Below are 13000 nucleotides of genomic sequence, written 5' to 3'. Positions count from 1 at the left end.
CTCGCCACGGCTCACCGGCCGGGCGCGGGTTGGGACAGTTCGTCGCCGGTGACGCCGGGCGGCGGGCCGGAGCCGTTGTCGGGGACGTCGGGCCGTGGCGCGTTCGCCGAGCCGCGCACCTGGAGCGCGGGATTGTCAGTGACGCAGTAGTTGTAGAGCCGCACCCGGGTGTCGGCGGTGGCCAGCGTCGGCACGATGGGAATGGTGGCGTAGTCGCAGCTCGGGCGCGGCCACGGGTCGACGAGGGTGTGGAAGGCGCCATCGTGCGCCGGGATGCCCAGCGCCTCCGAGCCCGACCGCAGCGCGGGGAACAGCGCCGCGATGGCGGGCTGGCGCAGCTTCGCCGACTTGGTGATCGCCACGAAGTTCGTGACCAGGTTGGTGACCGGGTCCTCGGTCTCGGCGACGAACCCGCCGAGCGTGGCCAGTTGGCCGGGCGCGAGGTCCAGGAACCGGCGCACCTCCTGATCGGCGGCGGTCAGCTGCTCGAACAGCGCGCCCGCCCCGGTGGTGAGCGTGGTCAGATCCGGTTGCGCCAGCGACGTGGTGGACGAGATGACCCGCAGATTCTCGATGAGCTGCCGGGTCTGCGGCAGCAGATCCGACAGACCCGCCATGGCGCGACTGATCCCGGAGATCATGTCGCGCAACCGATCCGGGCCACCGGCCAGCGCGCGGTCGAGTTCGTCCACGATGACGCTCAACCGCTCCGGGTTCATGCCGCCGATCAGTCCGCTCACGTTGGTGAGCACCGACTGCATGGTGGCCGGGGCGGCCGTGCGCGCCCGCTCGACCACCGCGCCGTCGGCCAGGTATGGCCCGCTGTCGGAGTCGGGCCGGAAGTCCAGGTACTGCTCGCCGGCGGCGGAGAGTCTGCCCACCGCCACCGTGCCGCCGACCGGAATCCTTACCGCGGAGTCGATTTCGGCGACCGCGGCGATGCCGGTCCCCGACACCCGCACCTCGCTCACCCGGCCTACCCGGGTGCCGCGATAGTTCACGTCGCTGTTGAGCATGAGGCCGCCGGAGGTCTCCAATTCCACCGTCACCGAGTACGTCCGGGCCAGCGGATCGAACCGCAGCACCGCACCGGCGAGGTAGGCCGAGCCGGCCAGCAGCACCAGCACCAATCCGATATTCGCCACCGCGATCCGGTGCCGCACCACATAGTTCCAGAGCGGGATGTTCATCGTCCGCCCTCCTGCCGCGGCGGGCTGGTGAGCCTGCCGATGACCTTCTCGATCACCTGGGCCAGGCTGCCGATGAACAGCGGCACGTCGTTGAGCTCGGGTGCGCGGCTGCCGGTGGGATCGGTGAGCGCGCCGATGCTCAGGTACGACACCGTGGCCGCCACCGAGAGATTCGGTCCCTCGAACGAGGCCATGATGGACGGGTACAGCTGGTCCAGCCGCTCCAGCGTGAGCCGCAGGTCGTCGCCCATCTGGGTGAACCCCGACATCAGCCGGCCGACGGAGTCGAACAGGCTCACGAACTCGCCGCCGCTGGTCTCGGTGAAATCGCCCAGCGCGGCCATGGTGACCGCCACCTTGGCGATGAGCGCGGAGATGTCCTGATTGTTCTCGGCCAGCAACCCGAGCAGATCCGGGAACGTGTCGGCCGCCTGCCCCAATTCCGCTTTGCGCGCGGCCAATTCGCCGGTGAGCACGTTGACGCCGGCCAGCACCGCGTCGATGTCGGCGGTGCGCTCGTTCAAAGCCGTGATCGCCGCGGTCATTTCGGAGAGCAGGTGGGCCAGCTGCGGGGCGCGCCCGCCGAACATGGAGTTCATCTCGGCGGTGATCTCGGCGGCCTGATTGAGCCCGCCGCCGTTGAGCAGCATGGAGATCGACACCATGAGCTGTTCGACCGACGCGCCCGCCGAGGTGTTCTCGACGCCGATGGTGTCGCCCGGACCGAGCAAAGGCGCCCCCGGGTCCTGCGGCGGCAGGGTCATGGCCACGAAGATGTCTCCGAGCGGGGTGGCTTGGCGCAGTTCGGCCGTGGTGCCGCGCGGCAACCGGATGTCGTGGCGGATCTCCATTTCCACGTCGGCGATGAAGTTGGTGGTGCTGATGCCGGTCACCACCCCGATATCGGTGCCGCCGATCCGCACGTGCGCGCGGTCGGGCAGATTGAGGGCGTCGCGGAAGGTCGCGTGCAGGGTGTAGCCGGGGGCGTCGAGGCCCGGCTTCGGCAGCGGCACGTTGTCGACGGTGACCGCGCACCCGCTCGCCGCGCCCACACCGAGCGCCGCGACCAGCGCGACCACGCCCCTGCGCACGCTCCGCCCGCTCACTTCGCGATTCCCAGCAGCGCGGCGGTGAGCCCGAAATCGGGTCCCATGTCCTGGATCTTGCCGGTGCGGCAGCCGTCGAGGCGCATCTGCACGCGCTCGCAGAACAGCGACAGCGCCTCGCCGTCGAGGACCGCCTTGTCCAGCAGGCCGTGCAGGCGGATCGCGCGGTGCTCGCGGCTGACGGCATTGTCGATGTTCTCGAACATCAGCGGTGTCACGTCCACGATCTCGGTGAGGTTGCGCGCGTTGGCGCGCATCTGCTCGGTGATGGTGACGAAGCGGGTCAGCGCGCCCGCCAGCTGATCCCGGTTCTCGCCGACCACCGTGGAGGTGTTGGCGACGAACTCGTTGAGTTGCGCGATCACCGCGTGCAGGCCGGGTGACTGCTCGCCCATCAGACGCACCAATTCGGTGAGCCTGCCGCTGAAGTCGCGCACGGTCTGGTCGTTGGCGGCGATGATCTGGGTGATCTCGTTGAGTTTCACGATGGTGTTGGCGATCTGGTCGCCGTTGGCGAAGGTGACCTGGAATGCCGAGGAGAGCGCGTCGAGCGTCTCGCGCAACCGGTCCCCGTTGCCGTCGAGCAGCGGGAACAGCACCCGGCTCGCCATCGGGCCCTCGGTGTTGTCGCCTTTGAGCGCCGCGCCGAGCTGGTCGAAATTGTCCAGGATGCGGTCGAGTTCGACCGGAGTCCTGGTGCGCTCCAGCGGAATGTGCGCGCCGTCTTCGAGCGCGGGACCTTCGGTGTAGGCGGGCGCGAGTTCGACGTGCCGGTTGGTGATCAGCTGCGGGGAGATCAGCGCGGCCACCGCGTCGGCGGGGATCCGCACGCTCTTGTCGATCGCCATGGTGACCTGCACGAAACCGCCCTTGGGCGTGACGGTTTCGACCCGTCCCACGGGCACGCCGAGCACCGCCACCTCGTTGCCCGCATACAGCCCCGCCACGTTCTCGAAATCCGCGCTGATGCGCAGTCTTTCGCCGAGGTACTCGCCCGGCAGCGACGACACGCTCTCGGGCAGCAGCGAACACGCCGAGGTCACGGCGGCCGCCACACAGAGGGCCGCCAGTTTCAGCGAGCCACGAAACCTTCTCAGTTGCATCCGGGTACCGCCTGTGCGAAGCAGAGCCAGTTGTCCGGGAAGACCCACGGCGCCCACACCTCGCCGTAGGGACCGTTGCCGAGCGCGTTATTGAACTGCCGGATGGTCACCGGCATGATCTCGTACAGGCGGTCCAGGTTCTCCCGGTTCTTCTCCAGCCCTTCGGTCATGGTGTTGAGGTTCTGGATGAGCGGGCCCAATTGGCCCTCGTTCTCGAGGCCCATCTCTTGCAGCAGCCCCGACAGGGCCGCGACGTTGTCGAGCAACTGCCGCAGCAGGTCCTGGCGCAGCGCGACCGCCTCGCCGATGGCCTCACCCCGGGTGAGCAGCAACAGCACGCTGTTCTGGTTGTCGGCCACCAGCTGCGAGACCTGGTCGAGGCCCTTCAGCAGCGAATCCACCTCGTCGCGGCGCTCGTTGATGACCTTGGCCAGCGCGCCGATGCTGTCCAGCGCGGCGATGGTGAGCTGCGGGGAATCGCCCATCTGCCGCTCCAGGGTGTCCAGGGCCTGGCGCAGCTTCTCCGGGTCGATGCGCTCGATGCGCTCGAAGGAGGAGGTGTACACCGGGTCCTGGATGACCTTGGCGAGGTTGTACGGCACGGCGGTGTTCGCCAGGCGAATCGTGTCGTCCGGCAAGCCTTTTCCGTTGCCAGGCACGAGTTCGACGTGCAGCCTGCCGAGGATGGTGGACATCTTGATCGCGGCGCGGGCGTCGGGGCCCAGCCGCAGGTCGCGGCGGACCCGCAGATCGGCGACCACCTTGTCGCCCACCAGCCGCACGGCCCGCACGGCGCCCACCTCGATACCGGACACATCGACGGTCGCGCCCGCGCGCAGCCCGGCGGCCTGCGCGAACTCGGCGTGAATCGTCTTGTCCGCCAAGCGCGCTTCGGACAGCGCGCTGGACCCGACCACCAGCAGCGCCACGGCCGCGCCCGCGAGCAGGCCCAGCCACAGGAACCGGTTGTCGGCGTAGCGCGGGAGGGGAATTCGCCGCCTCATCGGCACACCTCCGACTGTGATTCGCCGCCGACCTGGGAGAACAGTCCGGGCGGCAGCAGCACGCCCCACAGCGACACGTCCAGGCGGCAGATGTAGGCGTTGGCGTAGGCGCCGTAGCTGGTGGCGCGCGCCAGCGCGTTGAGCACCCCGGGCAGTTGCACGGCGGCCTTGTCCAGCGCGGCGCCGTTCAACAGCAGCAGCGCCACACCGGTGGTGGCGTCGTTCTGCGCCTGCGCCAAATCGGGTTTCACCTGCGTGATGAGCCCGGCCAGCGCGTCGGTGGAGACGGCGACCTGGGCCACCGAACTCTTCAGCGATTCGCCTTCGGCGTACAGCGCTTCGACCAGCGCCCTGGACTGGGTGATGAGGGTCTCCAATTCCGCGGAGCGATTGGCCAATCCGGCGATGACGCTGCTCAGGTTGGTGATCACGTCGGCGAGGATGCGGTCGCGCTGCCCGAAGGTGCCCGCCAGTTCGGCGGCCTGGGTGATGAGCAGACTCAGGGAGACGTCGTCACCCTGCAACGCCTGGATCATGGTCTCCGACAGCGAGTTCACCTGATCGGGCTGCAACACGCCGAACAGCGGCTCGAACCCGGACAGCAGCGCCGACACGTCGAACGACGGTTCGGTGTTCTCGACCGGGATGTGCCCGCCCGGGGGCAGCGCCTCGCCCTCCTCCGGGCCGGGCAGCAGCGCGATGTAGCGCTGCCCGATGAGGTTCTGGTAGCGGACGACCGCCTCGGTGGTGGTCGTGAGCCGTTGGCGCGCTTGCAGACTGAAGTCGAGGCGGGCCTTGTAGTCCTCCTCGAAGGAGATGCGATCGACCCGGCCCACGCGCACGCCCGCCATGCGCACGTCGTCGCCGACGCGCACCCCCATCACGTCGGCGAACGTGGCGGAATACGCGTGGGTTTCGCCGGGCACCGCGCGTTGCAGTGTGGACCAGATCGTGTAGGTCAGCGCGATCGCGACGATCGCGAACAGGCTGAACCCGGCCAGTGCCTTCCTGGATCTCACGGCTACCGGCCCCCTTCCGGATCGGTCTCGTACACGGTCACCTCGCCGCCCGCGAGCAGCGGTGTGAGCAGCAGGAGCTGGGCGGCGGTGGGCTGTCCGCCGACCACCGCCGCGACGCCGGCGAACCCGCGTCCGCCCGCGACCGGACGCATCGGCGCACCCCGCGGCGTCGAATACGAAGCGGGCGCGGTGATTCCGGGAATGGCGGGCAGGCCCGGGATCGCGGGCAGAGTGGGCAACCCCGGCAACGCGGGCACCTGCGCGGCTCCCTCGCCCGGCGCCCCCTGCGGGCCGGGCACGGCGATGATCGGCGCGGGGCCCGCCGCGTCCAGCCAGCCCGGCCGCAGCTGCTCCGGGAACTCCTGCGGCGGTGCGACTTCCGGCACGGTGCCGTTGGCGCAGCGCGGTCCGGAGAGTCCGCCGTAGCGCGGGCAGTCCGCGAGCGTGTACTGCTGGAACGGCGTGAAGCTCACATCCATCTTCCACACCATCTGCCGGCTCGGCCCGAAGTGGAACACCGACGCCATCCGCTCCAGCGCCACGCTCAGATTCCGCACCGTGTGCGGGATGGCCTGCGGATCGTCGGCGAGGCTGCCGAACAGGCCGCCGAGTCCGGGCACCAGTTCCTTGGCGGCGTTGGGATTTCGCGCGAACAGACTGTTCACCGAGTCGACCGCGCCGCTCGCGTTGGTCAGCAGCGCGACCAGATTGGCGCGCCGTTCGGTGAGAGTGCGCGCCGTGGTGACGGATTCGGCGAGCACGCCCACCAGGTCGGGCGCGGATTCGCTCAACCGCGTGGTGGCCCGGCCCAGGTCGCCGAGCAGGTCACCGACACCGGGAATGGCGCGCACCTCGGTGACCCACGCGTCGAGCCGTTCCACGGTGGAGCCCGGCACCCGGGAACCCGGGTCGAGCGCCGCGGCGAGCGTGGCCAGCACGCGGCCCAGCTTCTCGGGCTGGATATTGTCGAGTACATCGCGCAGCACGGTGAGCGTGGTCTGCAACTGCACGGTCTCGCCGCCGGTGTCCTCGGGGATCACCGCGCCCGCGCGCAGTCCGGCCCCGCCCGCGTCGCCGCTGCCGACGAGTTCGACCGCCGTGACGCCGAACAGGTTGTTGGGCACCACCCGCGCCGTGACATCCGCCGGAATCGTGTGCGCGACTTCCGGTTTCAGGTGCAGCGTGGCGCGCTGGCGCTGGCCGGCGGCGACCACGTCCACGGCGTCGACGGCGCCCACCACCATGCCGCGGAACTTCACGTCCGCGCGGGCGGGCAGCCCGTCGCCGGTGCTGGTGAGCTCGGCGGTGACGGCGATCTTGTTCTCGAAACGGCCGTCGTAGCGCATCATCAGCAGGCCGAGCAGCAGGGCGACGGCGGCGATCATGGCCAGGCCGGCCAGGGTGAGCTGACGGGCGGTGGGTCCGCGGCCACTGGGATCGAGCAGCATGTCCGGCCCCTATCCCGAGATCCGGAAGCCGGGGTCGATACCCCAGATGGCCAGGGTCATGAAGAGATTCGCGAAGACCATTACGACGATCACCATCTTGATCGCGCGCCCGGCCGCGACGCCGACGCCTTCGGGCCCGCCGGTCGCGACGTAGCCGTAGTAGCACTGGATGAACGTCGCGAGCAGCACGAACACGACGACTTTGAGCAGCGAGAAGAAAACATCTGTCCCGATGAGGAATTGGAAGAAGTAGTGGTCGTAGGTGCCCGCCGAGGTGCCGCCGAGAAACAGCACCGACAGCTTGGTCGCCAGGTACGCGGTGGCCAGGCCGATGGTGTAGAGCGGGATGATGGTGAGCGTGGCCGCGATCATCCGGGTGGTCACCAGGTAGGGCAGCGGCCGGATGGCGATCGATTCCAGCGCGTCGATCTCCTCGGAGATGCGCATGGAGCCCAACTGCGCGGTGAACCGGCAGCCCGCCTGGATGGCGAAGGCGAGCGTGGCCAGGATCGGGGCCAGTTCGCGGGTGGTGGCGAAGCCGGAGATGGCGCCGGTGAGCGGGCCCATGGTGAGCAGGTTCAGCGCGGTGAACGACTCCATGCCGACGGTGATGCCGCCGAACGCGCAGAGGATGACGACCACGCCCACGGTGCCGCCGCCGACCACGAGAGAGCCGTTGCCCCAACCGATGTCGGCGGTCAGGCGCAACACCTCGGACCGGTAGTGGCGCAGCACGTAAGGCACCGCGCCCAGCGCGCGGAAGAAGGTGATGACCTGGTGGCCCAGGCGCTGGTTGGCCTGGTAGGGCACGCCGGCGACGAGGCCCACCGCCCGGAACGGGCGCAGCGCGGGCGGTGTATATCGGCTGCCCACTCAGATCACCTTCGTGGGGAACAAGGTGTTGTAGACCTGGGTGAGGATGATGTTGGTGGCGAACAGCATCAGCGCCGAGGTGACCACGGCCGAGTTCACCGCGTTCGCGACGCCGCCGGGGCCGCCCTTGGCGTGTAATCCCATGTCGCAGGCGATGATCGCGGTGAGCGCGCCGAACACCGCCGCCTTCACCAGCGCCACCAGCAGGTCGTTGGCCACGGCGAACGAGGCGAACGAGCCGATGAACGAACCGGGCGTGCCGGACTGGGCGTACACGTTGAACATGTAGGCCGTCGCGAAGCCGACGAACACGATGAACCCGCACAGCAGCATGCTCACCAGCACCGCCGCCACCAGCCGCGGCGCGACCAGCCTGCGCACCGGGTTCACGCCCATCACCTTCATGGCGTCGATCTCCTCGCGGATGGTGCGCGAGCCGAGGTCGGCGCAGATGGCCGAGCCGACCGCGCCCGCGATCATCAGCGAGGTGACCAGCGGCGCGCCCTGGCGGATGATGCCGAGCCCGGCGACCGCGCCGACGAATGTGGTGGCGCCGACCTGATCGACCAGCGCGCCGACCTGGATCGACACCACCACCGCGATCGGGATGGCGACGAACACCGTGGGCGCGGCGGAGACACTGGCCATGAACGCGCACTGCCGGATGAACTCGTGGTACGGGAAGCGCCGGGCGGCGAGCGCGCGGAACAGCTCGACGACGGCGTCGCGGCCGAGGGTCACCTGGCGGCCGAGCGTCTCCAGGGACCGCTGCGGATGCCGCCGCCACAGTCCCAGCAGATCGTCGACGGCCCGGTCCAGATCGCCGCGCCGTGGCGCCTCGCGATCGGCAGGTCGTTCGGTGGATGTCACGCTGCCCGAGTCCTTTCCCCGGTGTCCGTCCCCGCCGGCCGGTGTGCGGCCCTCTCCCTGGCGCGGAGCGTGTGAAGTGTCGCACAGCCGAGGGCCGCGACACAAGACACATGTTAACTGGAATTCTTACAAATTCGAGGACGGATCGCTCGGCGTCCATCCAGTCGCACCGAAGCGACTACAGCAGCTCTGAACTGGCCATATCGTCGACGAAGAGATCGAGATGCCATGACCGGACCGGCCGTCCTACGCCGAGCGATGTTGTCTGGTGTTAGCCGCTGAATTCGCCACTCATCCCAGCGCCGACAGCACCCGCTCCAGCCCGACGAGCCCGTACCCGAGCACCGCGACGCCGGCGGCGAGCGCGCACAGCACCGACACCCACAGCCCGAAACGCAGCACCGGATTGACCTTCATCCGCCCACCGAGAATCTTGACGACGATCACCAGAACGTCGATGAGCCACACCAGCGCCATCACGTCATGCACACATTCGAGAAGGTGAGCACCGGCCAGCACACGATCGATCCGAGGAACGAGATCACCACGTCGATGCCGTGCATCTCGCGCAGGTGGTCGGTGTGCGTGAGCGTCCAGACGACGCCGATCAGTCCGTAGGGGATGCCGAGGATGACGAGGGTGCCGAGGAATTCCGACACCTTCATCTCGTAACTCAGCACTCGGTCCAGCCGTCGCAGCATGCGGTCGTGTCCTTTCTGACCCGGCGTGCACCCGGCGGGTCGGGCCGAGTCCACGGTGTCGCGCCGCGACTGCGCGACCCGCCCCGCCCGTGCGCCGACACACCGGTTCGGATCCGTATGTTACGCACGCTTCACACTGTTTCGGAAGCTTTTCAGCAAGATCGAAACCGCAGTCGGAACACGAGATCGCGCTAGTAAGGGCGAATCGCCGCCCAGGTCGGGGGGACGGAATAAGTTACCGACTGTTCTCACTCTGAGGATCCGCCGCAATCTGGCGGGAAGACGAGACATCAGCCCGGAGTTCGTGCAGAATCATCAGTAACTTAACCCCGGACGGCCACCGGCCAGAGCCAGCAGGAGATGTTCGATGACGAGCAACGCCGTCGCCCACCGGTCCCACGACGAACCCCTCACCACCGAACGCACGCGCATCCACATCGACGCGGCGCACCGCCCGTTCACCAAACGGCCGCTGCGCCTCTCCGACGCGCTGGACTTCTGGTCCTTCGCCGGCGCGGCCGCGAACGTGGCCATGCAGATGGCGCGGCCCGGCGTCGGGCACGGCGTCGCCGAGAGCAAGGTCGAATCCGGCGCGCTCATGAGCCACCCGTGGAAGCGCGCCCGCACCACCACCCAGTACCTCGCGGTGGCGATCCTCGGTACCGAGGAGGAGCGGCTGGCCTATCGCGAGGCGGTCAACGCCGTGCACCGGCACGTCCGCTCCGAACCGGGTGCGCCCGTGCGATACAACGCCTTCGACCGCAACCTGCAACTGTGGGTCGCCGCCTGCCTCTACATCGGCTTCGAGGACACCTACCAGCTGCTGCACGGCAAGATGAATCCCGAGCAGGCCGAGGCGTTCTACGCGACCTCCTCGACGCTGGGCACCACCTTGCAGGTCACCGAGGACATGTGGCCCGCCACCCGCGCGGAGTTCGACGTCTACTGGAACGCGGCGTGCGCGCAGGCCGTCCTCGACGACAAGGTGCGCGCCTACCTCGACGACCTGCTGAACCTGCGGATGATCCACTGGTACCTGCGCCTGCCGTTCCGGAACCTGTTGAAGTTCCTCACCACCGGGTTCCTCGCGCCGCATTTCCGCGAGCAGATGGGCCTGGCGTGGTCGGACGCCGATCAGCGCCGCTTCCAGCACCTGTTCGTCTTCGTCGGCTTCGTCAACCGGTTCATCCCCCGCTTCCTGCGCCACGGCGGCAGCCACGCCCTGATGACCGACCTGCGCAGGCGGCTGCGCAAGACCAAGCCGCTGGTCTGAGCTTGCCGCCCAGCGAGTTTCGGTCTACCCGCGTGCTGATTCACTCGCCGCGCAGCAGTCCGGGCAGGTAGGTGTCGGTCGGCTCGTCCAGCGCCACCTTGCCCTCAGAAACCAGTTGCAGTACAAGGGCACTCGTGAACGATGTGGTGATGCCGCCGACCCGGCTGGGCGAGACGCCGGACGCGGTTCTCCACCGCGTCACTCGAGCAACCGGCCGGCAAGGCGACCGGGGACGAGGTCACGACGATCGGTGCCGGACGCGTGCCTGAACGGTAGGAACCGCAGGGCCGCAACGGCATCGGGACGGCTCATCCTGATCGCCCGGAGCGCCGTCAGCGTTCGGTGGTGCGGCGGAAACAGAAAGCCGAGGCGGCCAGGTACTGGCGACAGCCGGCGCCGTGGCCCGCGTGCACCGACAGGATGAACCGGGCGCGATCGTCGTCGAGGACCTGCGGTTCCTGCGCGCAATCGCGGCTCTGGATGCGCCACAGCTCCCTGGTATCGGAATCCGGCACGTTCATGGTGGTACCTCCGCAAGGTCGGTGCACCCGGCGCCGGAGGCACCGTCGGAATCGCGCTCGAGGCGGCTGGATCGAGGCCGCGTCGGGACCGTGCGCCGAGTTCCGGAGAGCGGGTGCCCCCATAGGGCCTGGGCACAACCCCGGCGCCGGGTGCCGTTCCAGACTGCGCGTTGCGATTGGGCGCATAACAGTCCCGAATGCGGTAAATGCGAGTAATTTTCGAGTGAATCGACCTGGTACGAGAAAGCGGAACCTATGGTTGAGGTCGACTGGACCGGCGAAGACGTGCGCGCGCTTCGCTCGGCGATGAAACGGAGTCGATACGAGTTCGCGCGCACGGTGGGGGTCACCCCGCGCACCGTCGTCTTGTGGGAGAACGGCCGGACCACCCGGATGCACGCCGCGAGCCGACGGTTGCTCGACGCCGCGCTGTCCGGCGCGGCACCGGACGTCCGCGCCCGCTTCGAACGGGCGCTCACGCACCGCGAGGCGCCGGGCGAACCGGGCGGCGCGCCCGGTTCCGAACGGCTCGGTAGTGGAAAGGCGCCGGGCGGCAGCGGGATTCGTCCCGCGCCGACCGGGCTCGACGAGGAAGTCGAGGACGACGAGGTGAGACGGCGAGAACTGCTGGCCTTCGCAGGCGCGGGCCTGCTGGGCCAGGCCGCCGAGCTGGTGGCGCGCGAACCGGCCAAGATGCTGGCCACCCTGGACGCCGGGTCGATCAGCGAACGCAGGCTCGGCCTGTTCGAGGAATCGACGGCGGCGCTGGGCAGGCAGGTGGTGCGGGTGCCGCCGCACGAACTGTTGCAGACCACGCTCGAGCAGTTCCGCGCGGTGCGGGGCTGTCTGGCCGAGCGCCAGTCCACCAACCAGCAGATCCGGTTGGTGCACACGGCGGGGCGGCTCGCCAACGTGGTGGGCGAGATCCTGTTCAACGAGGGGCATTTCGGCCAGGCGCGGCTGTGGTACGGCACCGCCATCCACGCCGCGCAGGACATCGGCGACCGGTACTCCGAGGACATCGCGCTGGCCGGCCTGGCGTACCTGCCGACCTACAGCGACCGGCCCGACGAGGTGCTGCGGTTGCTCGACGGCAGGCTCGCCCAGGACCCGCGCACCGGCGCGGCGGCGGCGTGGTTGTGGGGCATGGCCGCCCGCGCGCACGCCGCGCTCGGCGACGAGCGCCGCTTCACGCAGTGCATCGACAGCTCCCAGCGGGCGCTGGACAGCGTCGCGAACACCGAACTGCCCGTGGGCATCTTCTCGTTCCGCCCGGAGAAGCTGGCGTTCTACCGCGCCGTCGGTTACGCCCGCCTCGGCAAACCGGCGGAGACGGCGGCCGCGGCGGCCCAGGCGATTTCGCTCTACGACCCGAGCGAGACCACCGAACCCGCCCTGGCCCGTTTCGAACACGCCACCGCGCTGCTCGCCACCGGCGAAACCGACGAGGCCTGCGCGGTCGCCACCCGCGCCCTCACCGACGGCCACACCTACGTCGGCCTCACGGTCACCAAGCGCGCCAAACAATTCGACGCCGGCCTCCCCTACGCCCGCCCGGTCACCGAATGGCGCCAACACGCCCGCGCCGTCATCGAATCCCGCGCGCAGGTGTGAGGGACGGGGCGCGCCGGTTGGCAGGGGGACCGGCGCGCCCCGGCTATTCAGGTGGTTTCGGGGGTCATGGCGGCGACGAGGGAGTTGGGACGCATGTCGAGCCAGTGGGTTTCGACGTATTCGAGGCAGGCGGAGCGGGGGGCCGCGCCGTAGGCGATGGTCCAGCCGGTGGGGACGGCGGCGAAGATCGGCCAGAGGGAGTGCTCGCCTTCGGCGTTGGTGAGGACGTAGAACTGGGCGTCGTCATCGTCGAAGGGGTTCGTCATCGGAGTGCCTTC

The 13000-nt window shown here is 69.1% G+C and carries 15 protein-coding genes; 2 read left to right on the top strand and 13 right to left on the bottom strand.

The window, feature by feature from the left end:
* Positions 1 to 11: 11 nt before the first annotated feature.
* From OHB21_RS12080 to OHB21_RS12035, 10 genes are all read right to left on the bottom strand, one after another.
* Entirely contained in the window at positions 12 to 1190 is a 1179-nt protein-coding gene (locus OHB21_RS12080) for an MCE family protein (protein ID WP_067513194.1), read from the bottom strand.
* Positions 1187 to 2296, bottom strand: a complete 1110-nt coding sequence (locus OHB21_RS12075; RefSeq protein ID WP_084538075.1) for an MCE family protein — start codon at positions 2294 to 2296, stop codon at positions 1187 to 1189. The genes OHB21_RS12080 and OHB21_RS12075 overlap by 4 nt, the downstream gene beginning before the upstream one ends.
* Positions 2293 to 3399 (bottom strand): MCE family protein, encoded by a 1107-nt coding sequence (locus OHB21_RS12070; RefSeq protein ID WP_195142110.1) that lies wholly within the window; start codon positions 3397 to 3399, stop codon positions 2293 to 2295. Before OHB21_RS12070 ends, OHB21_RS12075 begins: the two co-directional genes overlap by 4 nt.
* Positions 3390 to 4403, bottom strand: a complete 1014-nt coding sequence (locus tag OHB21_RS12065) for an MCE family protein (RefSeq protein WP_067513233.1) — start codon at positions 4401 to 4403, stop codon at positions 3390 to 3392. Before OHB21_RS12065 ends, OHB21_RS12070 begins: the two co-directional genes overlap by 10 nt.
* Positions 4400 to 5422, bottom strand: coding sequence for an MCE family protein (locus OHB21_RS12060; RefSeq protein ID WP_067513189.1), 1023 nt, complete (start codon positions 5420 to 5422; stop codon positions 4400 to 4402). Before OHB21_RS12060 ends, OHB21_RS12065 begins: the two co-directional genes overlap by 4 nt.
* A 2-nt stretch (positions 5423 to 5424) precedes the next feature.
* On the bottom strand, positions 5425 to 6870 hold the full coding sequence (locus OHB21_RS12055; RefSeq protein WP_195142109.1) for an MCE family protein: 1446 nt from the start codon (positions 6868 to 6870) through the stop codon (positions 5425 to 5427).
* Positions 6871 to 6879: 9 nt separating this feature from the next.
* Positions 6880 to 7743, bottom strand: coding sequence for an ABC transporter permease (locus OHB21_RS12050; RefSeq protein ID WP_067513185.1), 864 nt, complete (start codon positions 7741 to 7743; stop codon positions 6880 to 6882).
* Complete coding sequence (locus OHB21_RS12045) at positions 7744 to 8613, bottom strand: MlaE family ABC transporter permease (protein ID WP_067513183.1); 870 nt, start codon at positions 8611 to 8613, stop codon at positions 7744 to 7746. It lies immediately after the preceding gene.
* A gap of 291 nt (positions 8614 to 8904) precedes the next feature.
* Positions 8905 to 9102 carry a hypothetical protein gene (locus OHB21_RS12040; protein WP_067513181.1) on the bottom strand — a complete coding sequence of 66 codons (198 nt, stop codon included), beginning with the start codon at positions 9100 to 9102 and terminating at the stop codon, positions 8905 to 8907.
* Positions 9090 to 9314: a hypothetical protein gene (locus OHB21_RS12035; RefSeq protein ID WP_067513179.1), complete on the bottom strand. Its 225-nt coding sequence runs from the start codon at positions 9312 to 9314 to the stop codon at positions 9090 to 9092. Before OHB21_RS12035 ends, OHB21_RS12040 begins: the two co-directional genes overlap by 13 nt.
* Before the next feature lie 367 nt (positions 9315 to 9681).
* On the opposite strand from OHB21_RS12035, the gene OHB21_RS12030 reads away from it, so the two are divergent.
* Positions 9682 to 10587, top strand: coding sequence for an oxygenase MpaB family protein (locus OHB21_RS12030; RefSeq protein ID WP_067513177.1), 906 nt, complete (start codon positions 9682 to 9684; stop codon positions 10585 to 10587).
* 40 nt (positions 10588 to 10627) lie between these two features.
* Here OHB21_RS12030 and OHB21_RS12025 read toward each other — a convergent pair whose 3' ends face one another.
* Positions 10628 to 10789 (bottom strand): serine hydrolase, encoded by a 162-nt coding sequence (locus OHB21_RS12025; protein WP_113975146.1) that lies wholly within the window; start codon positions 10787 to 10789, stop codon positions 10628 to 10630.
* Positions 10790 to 10919: 130 nt separating this feature from the next.
* Positions 10920 to 11108, bottom strand: coding sequence for a hypothetical protein (locus tag OHB21_RS12020; RefSeq protein ID WP_067513175.1), 189 nt, complete (start codon positions 11106 to 11108; stop codon positions 10920 to 10922).
* A 255-nt stretch (positions 11109 to 11363) separates the two neighbouring features.
* Here OHB21_RS12020 and OHB21_RS12015 point away from each other — a divergent pair, with 255 nt between their 5' ends.
* Positions 11364 to 12722: a helix-turn-helix domain-containing protein gene (locus tag OHB21_RS12015; protein WP_067513173.1), complete on the top strand. Its 1359-nt coding sequence runs from the start codon at positions 11364 to 11366 to the stop codon at positions 12720 to 12722.
* A 47-nt stretch (positions 12723 to 12769) separates the two neighbouring features.
* Here OHB21_RS12015 and OHB21_RS12010 read toward each other — a convergent pair whose 3' ends face one another.
* A complete protein-coding gene (locus OHB21_RS12010) occupies positions 12770 to 12988 on the bottom strand; it encodes an MbtH family protein (protein ID WP_067513171.1) in 219 nt (72 codons plus the stop codon).
* Positions 12989 to 13000: the final 12 nt, after the last annotated feature.

Source organism: Nocardia puris, assembly GCF_036051655.1.
Classification (GTDB): domain Bacteria; phylum Actinomycetota; class Actinomycetes; order Mycobacteriales; family Mycobacteriaceae; genus Nocardia; species Nocardia puris.
Note: the sequence above shows the minus strand (reverse complement) of the source record. Positions and strands in the feature narration are given on the sequence as shown.